The 15698-nt window shown below is 44.3% G+C and carries 13 protein-coding genes; 9 read left to right on the plus strand and 4 right to left on the minus strand.

Annotated elements, in window-relative coordinates; genetic code table 11:
- Positions 1–40 precede the first annotated feature (40 nt).
- The 4 genes from carA (at position 41) to GTW09_RS16730 (ending at position 5695) form a co-directional block, all read left to right on the plus strand.
- Positions 41–1171 carry a glutamine-hydrolyzing carbamoyl-phosphate synthase small subunit gene (carA, locus tag GTW09_RS16715; protein WP_163112782.1) on the plus strand — a complete coding sequence of 377 codons (1131 nt, stop codon included), beginning with the start codon at positions 41–43 and terminating at the stop codon, positions 1169–1171.
- 12 nt (positions 1172–1183) lie between these two features.
- Positions 1184–4405, plus strand: a complete 3222-nt coding sequence (gene carB / locus GTW09_RS16720; protein ID WP_163112783.1) for a carbamoyl-phosphate synthase large subunit — start codon at positions 1184–1186, stop codon at positions 4403–4405.
- Positions 4406–4523: 118 nt separating this feature from the next.
- Positions 4524–5000 carry a transcription elongation factor GreA gene (gene greA / locus GTW09_RS16725; protein ID WP_071979355.1) on the plus strand — a complete coding sequence of 159 codons (477 nt, stop codon included), beginning with the start codon at positions 4524–4526 and terminating at the stop codon, positions 4998–5000.
- 152 nt (positions 5001–5152) lie between these two features.
- Positions 5153–5695, plus strand: a complete 543-nt coding sequence (locus GTW09_RS16730) for an NUDIX domain-containing protein (RefSeq protein ID WP_163112784.1) — start codon at positions 5153–5155, stop codon at positions 5693–5695.
- Positions 5696–5764: 69 nt separating this feature from the next.
- On the opposite strand, the gene GTW09_RS16735 is transcribed toward GTW09_RS16730, so the two are convergent.
- The gene (locus GTW09_RS16735; RefSeq protein WP_071979353.1) at positions 5765–6220 is read right to left on the minus strand and encodes an Hsp20 family protein; all 456 of its coding nucleotides are present in this window, start codon (positions 6218–6220) and stop codon (positions 5765–5767) included.
- 466 nt (positions 6221–6686) lie between these two features.
- On the opposite strand from GTW09_RS16735, the gene GTW09_RS16740 reads away from it, so the two are divergent.
- On the plus strand, positions 6687–8096 hold the full coding sequence (locus GTW09_RS16740; RefSeq protein WP_163112785.1) for a cytochrome-c peroxidase: 1410 nt from the start codon (positions 6687–6689) through the stop codon (positions 8094–8096).
- Between the two features lie 79 nt (positions 8097–8175).
- On the opposite strand, the gene GTW09_RS16745 is transcribed toward GTW09_RS16740, so the two are convergent.
- Complete coding sequence (locus GTW09_RS16745) at positions 8176–8631, minus strand: Hsp20 family protein (RefSeq protein WP_071979353.1); 456 nt, start codon at positions 8629–8631, stop codon at positions 8176–8178.
- 326 nt (positions 8632–8957) lie between these two features.
- Between GTW09_RS16745 and GTW09_RS16750 the strand changes: the two genes are divergently transcribed.
- Together GTW09_RS16750 and pta are read left to right on the plus strand one after the other, a co-directional pair.
- On the plus strand, positions 8958–10139 hold the full coding sequence (locus GTW09_RS16750) for an acetate kinase (RefSeq protein ID WP_163112786.1): 1182 nt from the start codon (positions 8958–8960) through the stop codon (positions 10137–10139).
- A 27-nt stretch (positions 10140–10166) separates the two neighbouring features.
- Positions 10167–12308 carry a phosphate acetyltransferase gene (pta, locus tag GTW09_RS16755; protein ID WP_163112787.1) on the plus strand — a complete coding sequence of 714 codons (2142 nt, stop codon included), beginning with the start codon at positions 10167–10169 and terminating at the stop codon, positions 12306–12308.
- Positions 12309–12420: 112 nt separating this feature from the next.
- Here the strand turns inward: pta and GTW09_RS16760 are convergent, their stop codons facing one another.
- Both GTW09_RS16760 and GTW09_RS16765 read right to left on the minus strand, forming a co-directional pair.
- On the minus strand, positions 12421–12735 hold the full coding sequence (locus tag GTW09_RS16760; RefSeq protein WP_163112788.1) for a helix-turn-helix domain-containing protein: 315 nt from the start codon (positions 12733–12735) through the stop codon (positions 12421–12423).
- A gap of 7 nt (positions 12736–12742) precedes the next feature.
- Positions 12743–13174, minus strand: a complete 432-nt coding sequence (locus GTW09_RS16765) for a hypothetical protein (RefSeq protein ID WP_163112789.1) — start codon at positions 13172–13174, stop codon at positions 12743–12745.
- A gap of 429 nt (positions 13175–13603) precedes the next feature.
- Here GTW09_RS16765 and iadA point away from each other — a divergent pair, with 429 nt between their 5' ends.
- Both iadA and GTW09_RS16775 read left to right on the plus strand, forming a co-directional pair.
- Positions 13604–14752 (plus strand): beta-aspartyl-peptidase, encoded by a 1149-nt coding sequence (iadA, locus tag GTW09_RS16770; protein WP_163112790.1) that lies wholly within the window; start codon positions 13604–13606, stop codon positions 14750–14752.
- Positions 14753–14757: 5 nt separating this feature from the next.
- The gene (locus tag GTW09_RS16775; protein WP_163112791.1) at positions 14758–15576 is read left to right on the plus strand and encodes a cyanophycinase; all 819 of its coding nucleotides are present in this window, start codon (positions 14758–14760) and stop codon (positions 15574–15576) included.
- The last annotated feature ends 122 nt before the right edge of the window (positions 15577–15698 follow it).

Consider the following 15698-nt stretch of genomic DNA (forward strand, 5'->3'; position numbering starts at 1 on the left):
ACTGCACAAACACATAGTTATCCTTAATCTGGAGGTTGACTTGGCTCATTCTGCCCTTTTGGTGTTAGAGGACGGTTCTGTTTTTAAAGGTACTGCTATTGGTGCCGCTGGCTGTTCTGTTGGAGAAGTAGTTTTCAATACTTCCATGACAGGCTACCAAGAAATTCTTACCGACCCATCTTACGCTGAACAAATCATCACCCTTACCTATCCACACATTGGCAACACCGGCACTAACTCAGAAGACGTCGAAGCAGACAAAATCTGGTCTAAAGGCCTTATCATTCGTGATTTACCACTTGTTGCCAGTAACTTTCGTCAACAGCAATCCTTGTCTGAATACCTCAAAGCGAAAGGCGTTGTAGGTATTGCAGATATTGATACTCGCCGTCTCACTCGCATACTTCGAGATAAAGGCGCGCAAAATGGATGTATCATTTGCACTGATGAATTAGACGAGTCTAGTGCTTTAGAGCAAGCGAAAGCATTTCCTGGGCTTAAAGGGATGGATCTGGCCAAAGTGGTCAGTATCACGGAGCCGAAAACTTGGACAGAAGGAAGCTGGGAACTTGGCAAAGGCTACGTAACGCCAAGTGAAAGTAAATATCACGTTGTGGCCTACGACTATGGCGTTAAGCATAATATTCTTCGCATGCTTGCTGACCGCGGTTGCAAAATAACCTTGGTACCTGCTCAAACGACAGCGGATGATGTACTTGCCATGAATCCAGACGGTGTATTTTTATCAAACGGACCTGGCGATCCAGAGCCGTGCGATTACGCCATCGAAGCTATTAAAACTATTGTTGAAACAGGCACGCCGGTATTCGGTATTTGTTTAGGACATCAGTTGCTTGCGTTAGCGAGTGGCGCGACTACCGCTAAAATGAAGTTTGGTCATCACGGTGCAAACCACCCAGTAAAAGACCTAAAACGTAACGTGGTAATGATAACCAGTCAAAACCACGGTTTTGCGGTTGATGAATCTAGTCTGCCAGATAACCTAGAAGTTACGCACGTTTCATTGTTCGATAAGTCGTTGCAGGGTATTCATCGTACCGATAAGCCCGCGTTTAGTTTTCAGGGGCACCCTGAAGCGAGCCCAGGTCCTCACGAAGCTGCGCCGTTATTCGACCACTTCATTGAACTTATTGAACAACACAAGCAGTAGGAACTAGCCGACATGCCAAAACGTACCGACATAAAAAGTATTCTTATTATAGGTGCTGGCCCTATTGTTATTGGCCAGGCCTGCGAATTTGATTATTCAGGCGCTCAAGCGTGTAAAGCACTGCGGGAAGAGGGATACCGCGTTATTCTGGTTAACTCTAATCCAGCAACCATAATGACCGACCCAGAAATGGCCGATGCTACCTACATTGAGCCTATTCACTGGGAAGTCGTTCGCAAAATTATTGAAAAAGAGCGCCCAGACGCGGTTTTGCCAACCATGGGTGGACAAACTGCACTGAACTGCGCGCTAGAACTAGACAAGCACGGTGTGCTTAAAGAGTTTGGTTGCGAGCTTATTGGCGCAACTGCAGACGCTATTGACAAAGCAGAAAACCGCGAGCGTTTCGACACGGCAATGAAAAACATTGGTCTTGAGTGTCCTCGCGCAGAAATTGCTCACACCATGGATGAAGCACACGATGTGCTAAGCCGTATCGGCTTTCCATGCATCATTCGTCCATCGTTTACAATGGGCGGAACAGGCGGCGGTATTGCCTACAACATTGATGAATTCAACGAAATTTGTACTCGAGGCCTCGACCTTTCGCCAACAAACGAGCTTCTAATCGATGAATCGTTACTTGGTTGGAAAGAGTACGAAATGGAAGTGGTTCGCGATAAAGCAGATAACTGCATTATTGTATGTACCATTGAAAACTTCGACCCTATGGGCGTTCACACCGGCGATTCAATTACCGTAGCGCCGGCACAGACACTCACCGACAAAGAATTTCAAATTATGCGAAATGCAGCCATGGCTGTACTTCGTGAAATTGGTGTTGAGACGGGTGGTTCAAACGTTCAGTTTGGTGTAGACCCCAAAACTGGGCGTATGGTAATCATCGAAATGAACCCTCGAGTTTCTCGCTCTTCGGCGTTAGCCTCTAAAGCAACAGGTTTCCCTATCGCTAAAGTAGCGGCGAAACTAGCAGTAGGTTATACCCTAGATGAGCTGGCCAACGACATCACAGGTGGTTTAACGCCTGCGTCATTCGAGCCGTCAATCGATTATGTAGTCACTAAAATTCCTCGCTTTAACTTCGAAAAATTTGCCGGTGCCAACGACCGTTTAACTACGCAAATGAAGTCTGTAGGCGAAGTGATGGCGATCGGGCGTAATCAGCAAGAATCTCTACAAAAAGCCCTTCGTGGTTTGGAAGTAGGCGCCAACGGCCTTAACTCTATGGTGGACCTTGAAGATCCAGAGTCGCGCAATAAGGTGATTTACGAGCTACGCCAGCCTGGTGCCGAGCGAATCTGGTACATTGGTGATGCATTCCGCATGGGCATGAGCGTAGATGAAGTGTTTGACCTTACAAACATCGATCGCTGGTACTTGGTGCAATTAGAAGACCTGATTAAAGACGAAGCAAAAGTTGCTGAACTAGGACTTCCTGGAATCGATGCTGACCTAATGCGCTTACTTAAACGCAAAGGTTTCTCTGATTCTCGACTTGCTGAACTTACCAAGGTTGCAGAAAGTGACGTTCGTGAGGCACGCAGAGGCTTTGGTATTTCGCCGGTGTACAAACGTGTAGATACCTGTGCCGCTGAATTCTCAACCAGCACCGCCTACATGTATTCAACTTACGATGAAGAGTGTGAAGCTGCGCCAACAGACCGTGAAAAAATCATGGTTATTGGTGGCGGTCCTAACCGAATTGGACAGGGTATTGAGTTCGATTACTGCTGTGTACACGCAGCTTTATCTATGCGTGAAGACGGTTACGAAACCATTATGGTTAACTGTAACCCCGAAACGGTCTCAACCGATTACGACACATCAGATCGACTTTATTTCGAGCCGGTAACCCTTGAAGACGTGTTGGAAATTGTTGATAAAGAAAAGCCGAAAGGCGTAATTGTGCAATACGGTGGCCAAACGCCGCTAAAATTAGCGCGTGCCCTTGAAGCTGCTGGTGTACCAATTATGGGGACATCGCCTGACGCAATAGACAGAGCGGAAGACCGTGAGCGTTTTCAGCAAATGGTTAACAAGCTTGACCTAAAGCAACCTGCTAACTCAACCGTTACCAATGTAGAGCAAGCACTAGCGATGGCTGAAGAAATCGGCTTCCCACTAGTAGTGCGTCCTTCTTATGTACTCGGCGGTCGTGCAATGGAAATTGTTTACGATCTTAAAGATCTTAAACGTTACTTAAACGAAGCCGTAAAGGTATCGAACGACGCCCCAGTGCTGCTAGACCGTTTCCTTGACGATGCAATAGAAGTTGATATTGACGCAATATGCGACGGAAAAGACGTTGTGATCGGCGGTATCATGGAGCATATCGAGCAGGCCGGTGTTCACTCAGGTGACTCTGCATGTTCACTTCCGCCACACTCGCTTTCTGCAGATATTCAAGACACAATGCGTGAGCAAGTTAAAGCCATGGCGCTAGAACTTGGTGTTGTAGGGTTAATGAATACTCAGTTCGCCATTAAAGATGGTGAAGTGTATCTTATCGAAGTTAACCCACGTGCCGCACGTACAGTGCCTTTCGTCTCAAAGGCTACGGGTGTGCCACTAGCGAAAGTTGCGGCTCGCGCTATGGCAGGGGTTAGTTTGGAAGAGCAGGGAGTGACTAAGGAAATTATCCCGCCGTTCTTCTCAGTAAAAGAAGTGGTGCTTCCTTTCGCTAAGTTCCAAGGTGTTGATCCACTATTAGGGCCAGAAATGCGCTCTACGGGTGAGGTAATGGGTGTGGGCGACACGTTTGAAGAAGCGTACGCTAAAGCCAACCTAGGTGCTGGTGCGCCACTGCCTAAAAGCGGTAAAGCACTAATCTCTGTTCGTGATACAGATAAAAACAAAATTATTGAACTTGCAAAAGCATTGGTTGAGGCTGGGTTTAGCATAGAAGCGACACGCGGTACCGCAACCACGCTTTATGATGCCGGTATTATGAGTTCAGTGGTGAATAAACTTTCTGAAGGTCGTCCAAACATTGTTGATGCTATTAAAAATGGCGAGTATGCCTATTTAATTAATACAACAGAAGGTCGCCAAGCAATTACTGATTCTGTCTACATTCGTCGCGAAGCATTACTTAATAAAGTAACTTACACCACGACAATGAATGCAGCGTTTGCAACTATACGTGCGAAGTCGGCTGACGATCGCAATAAAGTGGCATCAGTTCAAGAATTGCACGCTAGAATTAATCACTGATGACATAAACTAGGATACGAGGTATCCTAGTTATATTATACTTTTGTGAAACCATTAAAAGTGCGCCAATACGGCGCACTTTTCTGTTAAAAACACTTAGCTAGGCGAGACTGTATTCATGAGTCAGTATCCAATGACAGCGCACGGTGCTCAAATGCTCCGTGACGAATTAAACGAGCTTAAAACAAAAACACGTCCTCGTATTATCGAGTCTATTGCGGAAGCGCGTGAACATGGTGATTTGAAAGAAAACGCTGAGTATCATGCTGCCAGAGAGCAACAAAGTTTCTGTGAAGGCCGTATCCAAGACATTGAAGGTAAGCTATCTAATGCTCAAATTATCGATGTCACGAAAATGGAAAACACGGGTAAAGTTATCTTTGGTACCACGGTGACTATTTTAAATGTCGACACTGAAGAAGAGACAACTTATCGCATAGTGGGCGACGATGAAGCCGACATTAAGAACAACCTTATCTCGGTAAACTCGCCAATAGCCCGAGGCCTCATTGGTAAAGAGCTTGACGATACGGTTACTATTCAAACCCCGGCTGGTAGCGTTGAAGTTGAAATCATTGAAGTTGAGTACATCTAAAAGAGCGTCAAGTCGGTCTTTTGAAGCAATATGCACTCAAGCAAAGATTTGATGAAATGATGTGACACAGACTGTGACGCAACAAGTTGTGGACATTATATAAAACGCCGAGCACATGCTCGGCGTTTTTGTTAGCTCTTATAAGGATATGTATGAAAGACATTGAAACTCTAGACAGTAAAATTGTTTATCAGAATAAGTGGTTAACCGTAAGAGAAGATAAAATTTTACGAGCAAGCGGTAATGAAGGCATCTATGGTGTTGTCGAAAAACCTGATTTTGCCATTATCATTCCTATCGAAGATGACCATGTTTATTTGGTAGAGCAATATCGTTACACCATTGGCGAGCGGCAAATAGAATTTCCACAAGGGGCTTGGGAAGATAAGCCAGACTCGTCGCCGTTAGAGCTAGCAGCGGGGGAGTTAAGAGAAGAAACAGGTTTACGCGCTGGCAAAATGGAGTATGTAGGTTTTCAATATCTCGCTTATGGCTTCTGCAATCAGGGGTACCATATATTTGTGGCTTCCGACTTGAGCCAGGGAGAGCAAGATCTCGACCGTGAGGAAGAAGATCTTAAAGTGATAAAAATGTCGCTGACAGACTTTAAAAACAAAATCATTGCTGGAGACATTAAAGATGCTTCTAGCTGCAACGCATTTGGGCTTGCGAGCTTGAAGGGTTTTTTAGGCTAGAAGAACACACAAAAAACGGCGCCAAAGGGCGCCGTTAAAAACAGGGAAACTCACACAAATATTAGGTTGCTATTGAGAGCGTTCGTTCTCTAGCAATCGCGACCCTATTTCAATGGTGCGTGGTTTTTTAGCGTCTGGAATGACTCGCTCCATATCGATATGTAGAAGGCCATTTTCCATATCAGCAGCCAATACTTTTACATGGTCGCCTAGCTGGAATTTACGTTCAAAATTTCGCTCCGAAATACCTTTATGCAGGTATTTACGCTCAGCATTTTCTTTACCTTCAACTTTTTTATTGCCGGTAATGGTTAACGTATTTTCTTCAACTTGGATGGTGACATCATCCTTGCTAAAACCCGCTATTGCCATGGTTACGCGATATTTGTCATCGCTGAGTAACTCGATGTTGTATGGCGGATAGGTGCTTTGTTTCTCAGAGCGCGCGGCGGCGTCTACAAGAGAAGCAAGATGGTCTGAACCGATGAATGAACGGTAAAGTGGAGATAGATCGATAGTACGCATAGTCATATCCTCAAAATAAAGCAATATGTTTAAAAATGTTGCCCCGACGTGCGGCGGCAGTGTTGTCGACCTGACCTTTCAGCGCCGACAATTCATATATGGGATTAGCCAAAACCTTTTCAAGAAAAAAATGACATTTTTTCAAAAATATTTTTTTAATACATTCGTAATTCTTTCAAAGAATCAATCTCCTTTGTCAGGGGCTCCCACAAATATATTGGCGAAAAGGCGATTCGTCAGTTTATGAGCTCAAATTTACATACTTTATCGCTAGTAAATTTGTAGAGAGGCGGGGAGGTGAATCGTTAAGTTAAAATTTAAATAACTCAAACTGCTAACTTGCAGCTTTTGATTCAAGCAACTATGTTTAAGTTAAATAATTTTAATAAGTGTGCTTCCCATTAGCACCACTGTCCTTCGTGGCTCTAATGCTCTAAAAATCTTTGAATGCAGTAAAGGTTATGTCATGAAGTTAACTCCTTTTATTCATATTGTTTTGTTGGTAACAAGCGCCACTTTTGTAGCCGGTTGTGGTACGGACAGCAAGGAAGAACTGTCCCCCGTGGAAAGTTCACTCTCTACGCAACTCATGACAACATTAGATGAACAAGTAGATGGTGGTGCAGCAGGTCTCATATTGCCCCAGTCATCAGACTTCTCGAATATTCCTTCCGATCCAAACAATACTTTGACTCAAGAAAAAGTGCAGCTGGGAATGATGCTTTTCCATGAAACTGCTATTGCCACTGAAGGAGTGCATGCCGAACTGGCGAATACATGGTCTTGCGCCAGCTGTCACCATGTAGGTGCTGGTTTTAAATCTGGAATCGTTCAGGGCATTGGAGAAGGCGGTCTTGGGTTTGGAATTGCGGGTGAAATGCGTGTATTGGCAGAGGGGTTTGATAAATCAAGTGACAACCCCAGTTTCATTCCCGATGTTCAGCCCCTCGCATCACCAAGTATACTAAACACCGCTTTTCAAGAGGTGATGCTTTGGAATGGTCAGTTCGGTAATCAGGATGGTGGACTAATTAACGCAGATTTACCCGAAGACGTTTTGGCTACTGCAGATACGCCTAAATCTGAAAATACGCGTGGTCTTGCCGGTTTAGAAATTCAAGCAATAGCGGGTACAAAAGTACATAGGTTGAATACCTTTGATAACTCTTTTATTCAGCAAAATATGGAGTATCAACTTTTATATGAGGCTGCGTTCCCTGAAAGCGGTAATGATATTCTTGAAAATATGGGGAAAGCAATTGCTGCATACGAGAGAACCGTACTAGCAAATCAAGCGCCGTTTCAGCGCTGGTTGCAAGGAGAAGACGCGGCGCTAACTGACCAAGAGAAAAGAGGTGGCTTACTGTTTTTTGGTAAAGCCGGTTGTGCAAATTGTCATATTGGGCCCGCATTGAGTTCAAAAGTAGGCGCAACTAGCCAAGAAGTATTTATGGCAATCGGATTTGCTGATCTTGATACGTCAGACCCAAATATAACCGGTGTGGTAACAGAGAACGATGCAAAGGGAAGAGGCGGGTTTACTGGGCGCGCAGAAGATAATTATAAGTTTAAAGTGCCACAGCTTTACAATTTAAAAGATTCAAATGTATTCGGTCACGGAGGAAGTTTCACTAGTATTAGGCAGGTTGTATTGTATAAAAACGCTGGAGTCTCTCAAAAAAGGCTGGCGGATGGCTTACTTGATGAGCGTTTTGTTCCATTGATGCTTAATGACGAAGAAATTGATGATTTAGTAGCATTTTTGGAAGAAGGACTTTATGACCCTGACCTTGAACGATATACACCTGACGCTTTACCATCGGGCGCTTGCTTTCCAGTTGCAGATGCTCAATCAGTTGTCGATCTGAACTGTTAATTCTGCAAGTGCAAAAGCACAAAAAACGGCGCCAAATGGCGCCGTTGAAAACAGGGAAACTCACACAAATATTAGGTTGCTATTGAGAGCGTTCGTTCTCTAGCAATCGCGACCCTATTTCAATGGTGCGTGGTTTCTTAGCGTCTGGAATGACTCGCTCCATATCGATATGTAGAAGGCCATTTTCCATATCAGCAGCCAATACTTTTACATGGTCGCCTAGCTGGAATTTACGTTCAAAATTTCGCTCCGAAATACCTTTATGCAGGTATTTACGCTCAGCATTTTCTTTACCTTCAACTTTTTTATTGCCGGTAATGGTTAACGTATTTTCTTCAACTTGGATGGTGACATCATCCTTGCTAAAACCCGCTATTGCCATGGTTACGCGATATTTGTCATCGCTGAGTAACTCGATGTTGTATGGCGGATAGGTGCTTTGTTTCTCAGAGCGCGCGGCGGCGTCTACAAGAGAAGCAAGATGGTCTGAACCGATGAATGAACGGTAAAGTGGAGATAGATCGATAGTACGCATAGTCATATCCTCAAAATAAAGCAATATGTTTAAAAATGTTGCCCCGACGTGCGGCGGCAGTGTTGTCGACCTGACCTTTCAGCGCCGACAATTCATATATGGGATTAGCCAAAACCTTTTCAAGAAAAAAGACATCTTTTCAAAAATATTTTTCACTTGTGATTTAAGTGTATGAATTTTAGTATTTTTTAATTGATAAAATTTTTTGTGTTTTTCTGTGTGACACTTTTGCTAAAAACATTTAGCAATACATTAACCAACGTGCTTGTTTATAAATGCTACAATCCACGCAGATTAAATGCGTTGAGAAAAATACGAATAAGGTTATGAATAAAGACGTTGTTGTTTTAAATTGTGGAAGTTCATCTGTTAAGTTTGCCATTATTGATGCCGTTACCGGTAAGGCGGGTTTGTCTGGTTTGGCAGAAAGCTTAGGCAATGCGGATGCCAGCCTAACGTATAAATTAAACGGTGAAAAAACCTCATTTTCATTAACTGACAATGCTGGACACACCGAAGCACTGAATGCGATTTCAAAAATTATTGAAGATACTGGCGTAAAACCCATCGCAGTGGGGCACCGCGTTGTTCACGGCGGAGAAAAGTTTAAAGAGGCTGCGTTAGTTAATAACGAGGTACTCACGGCCGTAGAGGACTACGCCAGCATGGCGCCGCTGCATAACTTAGCCAACTTGAAAGGTATAGTGACCGCGCAGAAGGCATACCCAAATCTACCCCATGTATGCGTGTTCGACACATCGTTTTTCCAAAGCATGCCGCAAAAAGCGTATATCTATGCTTTACCCATGCGTTTATACAAAGAACATGGAATTCGTCGCTACGGTTTTCACGGGACAAGCCATAAATTCATTCTCGATAGTGCCGCTAAATTGCTCGATAAGCCGGTAGAAGAAACCAGTATTATTAGTGCTCACCTAGGAAATGGATGTAGCGTAACTGCCATTGAAAAAGGTAAAGCAGTAGACACCAGCTTAGGTTTCACGCCTCTTGAAGGTTTGGTGATGGGCACAAGATGTGGAGATATGGACCCTAGTTTACCCGGCACACTTCAAAAAAAGCTGGGTAAAACAGCCGATGAGATTAACGATTTACTCAACAAACAATCGGGGCTTTTGGGTATTTCAGAACTGAGTAACGACTGCAGAACGCTTGAAGAAGAGGCTGAAAAAGGCCACGAAGGTGCGCTACTTGCTATCGAAATTTTCTGCTACAGGTTGGCAAAATACATTGCTAGCTACCTTATCGCAACGCCTTCACTCGACGCCATTGTTTTCACTGGTGGCATAGGTGAAAACTCATCGCTAATACGTGAAACTACGATGAATTATTTTGCTCACCTAGGTGTCACCTTAGATGAGCAAAAGAACCTTGATGCGCGTTTCGGTAAAGGAGGCGAAATTACGTCTTCTTCATCGTCGAAAACCGTTTTTGTTGTGCCCACCAACGAAGAGTGGGTGATTGCTGCAGAAGCAGCCACATTCGCTTAGAAATTTGCCTTTAAAGCAGGAGAAATTATGTCTCGCAAAATAATGCTAATTCCCGTTGGCTCAAGCGTAGGGTTAACGACGGTTAGCATGGGCCTTGTTCGCGCTATAGAAGAGCAGGGTATAAAGCTTAACTTTTTTAAACCCGTTGCCCAGCCTCGTCGCGGAGACAACGGCGAAGAACGCTCAACGGCAATTATTGCTCACCATGCCAGTGTTACACCTATATCGCCGTTCAAACTTGAATATGTTGAGCGAATGATAGGCAATGACAATACCGACGAGTTGCTTGAAGAAATTATTGAACGCTTCGAGAACAATAGCGAGCGAGACGCAGTCACCGTTATTGAAGGGCTGGTTACTACCCGGCATCACCCCTACGCAGAGCGATTGAACTTAGAGATAAGTCGCGCATTAGATGCTGATATCGTTTTTGTGGCGGTTCCCGGTAACGACGACACTGTTGATATCAATCATAGATTAGAAATAGTGGTAGACACTTATGGCGGTCATAAGAGCCAAAAAGTGGTGGGATGTATTTTCAATAAAGTGAATGCGCCCTTTGATGAACACGGTAGATTGCGAGCCGATATTGGCGTAATCGATAAGCCTGAACACGACGAAGCGCGATCACTTGCACTGAAAGAACTGCCTATTTTCAACAAGGGTCTCAGTCTTTTAGGCATGATTGATTGGAGTGCTGAGCTTGTCTCTCCGCGAGCGATTGATGTGGCAAAGCATTTAAATGCCACGTTACTAAACGAAGGCGATATGGACAAACGCCGACTGAGTAGCGTGACCTTTTGTGCTCGAGAAATTCACAATATGGCGCACACGTTAAAGCCTGGTGCATTGCTGGTGCTATCAGGTGACAGAAGCGATGTGTTTGTATCTTGTTGTCTTGCCGCGCTAAACGGCACTAAGTTAGGAGCTTTGCTGCTTACTGGCGGCTACGAGCCGGATGAAAATATTATGGCGCTGTGCAGTCAGGCAATGGAGACAGGATTGCCTGTGATGTTAGTTAACACTAACACCTGGCAGACTGCGCAAAACCTGCACGCATTTAACCAAGAAGTGCCGGTAGACGATAGCCAGCGTATCGAAAAGGTGATGGTGCATACAGCAGAAAGCCTTGATGCCGCCTGGGTAACATCGCTAACTGATAAAGTCTCTCGTCAGCGCAAACTCTCGCCATCAGCATTCCGTTACTATTTGACTAATCGCGCGCGTCAGGTGAATAAGCGCATTGTGCTGCCCGAGGGGAATGAGCCTCGTACAGTTGTTGCAGCATCTATTTGTGCAAGTAGAGGGTTAGCAAGACCTGTTCTATTAGGTGATGAAAACGAAATTCGACGTATTGCCGAGCAGCAAGGTGTGGTGTTAAGCGAAGGCGTTGAAATTCTCTCACCAGATAATGTTCGCGGCGATTACGTTGAGGGGCTTGTTCAGCTAAGGGGGCACAAGGGCGTAACTGATGTAGTGGCCAATGAGTTACTGCAAGATAATGTCACCTTGGGCACTATGATGTTGCAGCAAGATCACGTAGACGGATTGGTATCTGGAGCGGTGAACACCACCGCAAATACTATTCGACCCGCGTTACAGTTGATTAAAACCGCAGAAAATGCGTCATTAGTCTCTTCTGTGTTTTTCATGCTGTTGCCCGATCAAGTATTGGTTTATGGTGATTGTGCTATCAACCCCGACCCGAATGCCCAGCAGTTGGCCGATATCGCCATTCAGTCTGCAACCTCAGCGCAGATGTTCGGTATTGAACCGAGAGTGGCCATGATCAGCTACAGCACCGGCACGTCAGGCGCAGGTAGCGATGTTGAAAAGGTACGAGAAGCAACTGAAATTGCCAAATCTATGCGCCCAGACTTACTTATTGACGGCCCATTGCAATACGATGCAGCCGCCATTGAAAGTGTAGGTAAAAGCAAAGCCCCCAACAGCCCAGTGGCGGGTAAAGCGAATGTATTTGTGTTCCCAGATTTAAATACGGGAAATACCACTTATAAAGCAGTTCAGCGTAGTTTCGACCTAGTGTGTATTGGTCCCATGTTGCAAGGCATGCGCAAGCCGGTTAACGATTTAAGTCGCGGTGCATTGGTCGACGACATTGTATTTACTATTGCCCTAACAGCTATTCAGGCCGAAGGCGGTAGCTGATTTTAAGGTGAGTAAGAGGCTTGAACTTAATAAGTTCAAGCCTCAAAATTAATAAGCGCTACGTCCGTTTGGTCTTTCCTTTTCGGTTATGGCGCTTTTTTGTCATTTATTATCAAGAATGAGCTAAATAAGTGATGACAATACCGCTTATCAGGCCGCACAAATAGCCGATGAGATGCGTATTCAATAGCAAGAATTTTCTATCCTGAACCGAAGAGGCATCTGTTTCTTCTGAAAACTCGATAATCTCTGCTCTTTCTACCTCAAATACTGAGGAAAGGCTGGCAACGGTTTCATTAGAAGCTTGGCCATAGCGCTCAACACGTTGTATGGTTCTTAAACTCACGCTACATGCATCGGCTAAGTGTTGCTGAGTCCAACCGTTTTTTGTTCTTTTTTGTTTAATAAATGCTGCATTAACTTCCATGTTTCACCTACAAAATAAAAAGCGTTGCAAGTGCATAGCCAGATACAGCGCCAACAAGTCCGCCCAATAATGATTCTTTTACAACACGGGCTAATCCTTTGTGCTCAACCTCAAACGTTCTAGGATTAAATCTCAGGGTTGCAAAATGCGCGCTGTCCTTAATAAGCGTGCAGCGTATTCGCCCTGATATAAAGCTTTCGACATAAAGTTCTACCTCAAAGTTACTATCTAAATAGCGAAATGTTTCGTTACTCGTTTTTTTTAAGGTTGAGAGACCCGACTGTCGCGCAATCTCATTACCATTGACAAAAAAGATACGCTCGTTGCTTAACGGCTTCACCTTTACCTGCACTGCTAAATTTTCATCACCAAAGTAAAAATTAAGACCGTCTTTTAGTGAGTAGTTAACTTTCTTATATTTTGAGTGTGCTTTTTCCATGTCCTAACCCTAATCCTGGTTTAAAGCTGAGTTTTAATTAAACGCTTTCGTACTGAGTTCGTACTGAGGAAACATAGCAATTAAAGCTGCTTAAGCTTGTTCCCTTAATACGTACAGCCATAGTAAGAAATGAGAAGAAAAAAGCATCCAAACGGTATGGCATTCATATGTCATTCGTATGCCACTTATATGACACTTAATTAAAAACAATGAGTTATAAGACTTTTTTAAGCCTTATACAAGGATAGCGTCTTGCCGAAGTCATCTTAGTTACAACGTATTAAAAGTTGAAAATATCAGTGATATTTCATATGACGAGACCGAAACCCCCTGTCGTTAAAAAAGAGAAACTGCGCTAGCTAAAGTGCATGCTTCAGATATAATGCCCTCCTTGTTAAAGCCACAATCATCAAACGTGAGTTAGCCATAGTGATCACCGTTATAAAAAACGCGAATGTGTTTGCTCCAAAGGCATTGGGTATAAATCACCTAGTGTGTGCGGGCAGCAAAATCATTTACATCGGTAAAACTTTGCCCGCCATGGACCTTCCGCATGAGGAAATAGACGCTGATGGTGGAATGCTAACGCCTGGTTTTATCGATGGTCACACGCACTTAACGGGTGGCGGCGGTGAGGCTGGCTTTTCAACACGAGTACCGCCAGTTCCGCTAAGCAAGTTTACTCGGGCAGGGGTAACCACGGCCGTTGGTTTGCTTGGTACCGATGATATTACCCGCAGCACAGAATCGCTGGTTGCTCAGGTTTATGCATTACGTGAAGAAGGTTTCTCAGCGTATTGTTATACGGGGGGGTATCATTTGCCTCCCACAACGCTTACCGGTTCTGTACAAACTGATATTGTGTTCATCGAACCTGTAGTGGGGGTAGGTGAGTTGGCAATTAGCGATCATCGTTCAAGCCAACCTACTCTTAATGAGCTGCTGAAAATAGCTTCTCAAGCCCACGTTGCTCGCTTAATGAGCGGGAAAGCGGGCATGCTTCATCTGCATTTAGGTGACGGAGAGCGAGGTTTAGGTCTAATACGCGAAGCGTTATCGCAAGCTGAAATACCTCCACGTACTTACAATCCAACCCATATCAATCGTCAAAAGTTTTTATTTGATGAAGCGTGCGATTTGGCTAAGCAGGGATGTTGGGTTGATGTGACGGCATTTGAATCAGGAGATGTGGGGTACGACCCTGCAGACGCCTTGCTGCGCTATATGCAGCAAGATTTACCGCAAGATAAATTGACTATCAGCTCAGACGGCGGTGGGTGCTTACCCGATTTTCATCCCGATGGTAGTTTAGCGAAAATGGATTTTGCTGATTCACAATCTATGACTAATGTTTTTTACGAGCTAATTGATAACGGAGAGGAGGTGACTCGCTTTTTGCCCTTCTTTACCCAAAATGTTGCTCAGCTAATGAATTTTCATAATAAGGGGCACATCAGCGTTGGCGCCGATGCCGACATCCTTATTTTTGATAAACAGAATAGAATTGAGCATGTTATCGCCCTTGGGCAATGTCATGTTAAGCATAAACAGCAAATTAAAAAAGGCACATTCGAGTAAATATTATGCCCTCTCCAACTATTGACGGCACCCAACGTGGATATGTTATCCCGATTGGTGGTGCAGAAGAAAAAATTGATAACCCAGAAATTTTATCCAAATTTGTGGAGCTTTGCGGCGGCAAAGATGCAGTAATCACTATTATACCCACGGCGTCACAGTTAGATGATACGGGAACTCGTTATCAGCAGATATTTGAAGAAATAGGCGTTAAAAAAGCCCACTCTTTGCCTATCTCTGAGCGTGTAGATGCGCAAAACGAAGAATACGTAAAAATTCTAGAGCAAAGTACGGGTATTTTTGTAACAGGTGGTAATCAGCTTAGGCTTTCTACCATATTAGGCGGCACGCCTATCGCAAAAACCATTCGTCAGCTCAATGCGCAAGGCGTTCATTATGCCGGCACTTCAGCGGGCGCTGCTATTGTGTCCCAGCATATGATCACTGGCGGCAGCACGGGTATTGTACCAACTGAAGATGGAGTCAATCTTGCGCCAGGCATGGGCCTTATCAATACCATAGTGCTAGATCAGCACTTTAATCAGCGTAATCGTTTGTCTCGATTGTTGTCAGCGGTATCCTACAACCCGTTTCTTATTGGTGTTGGTTTAGATGAAGACACTGCAGCATTTATCACCCCAGATAACGAATTTACCGTTGTAGGTAGTGGTGCGGTAACGGTAGTAGACCCAAGCAATATTGAATATTCTTCAATGGCGGAAGCCAGAACCGGCGACGCGCTAACCCTGCTCAACTTAAAAGTACACATCCTAGCGTCAGGCGCACGCTACAACATCACCGACAGAAAAGCCTTCACAGCATAAAGGGGGTCAGATCCTGAGGTATCCCCACAAATAATGACTAAAATTCAGTAAGATAAAAAATAAAGGGAACATTCATGACGTTTGGTGATCAGATCTTTCGCCAAAAACAAATGAAGGTTAAA

This window comes from Alteromonas hispanica (assembly GCF_010500915.1).
GTDB classification, from domain to species: Bacteria; Pseudomonadota; Gammaproteobacteria; order Enterobacterales; family Alteromonadaceae; genus Alteromonas; species Alteromonas hispanica.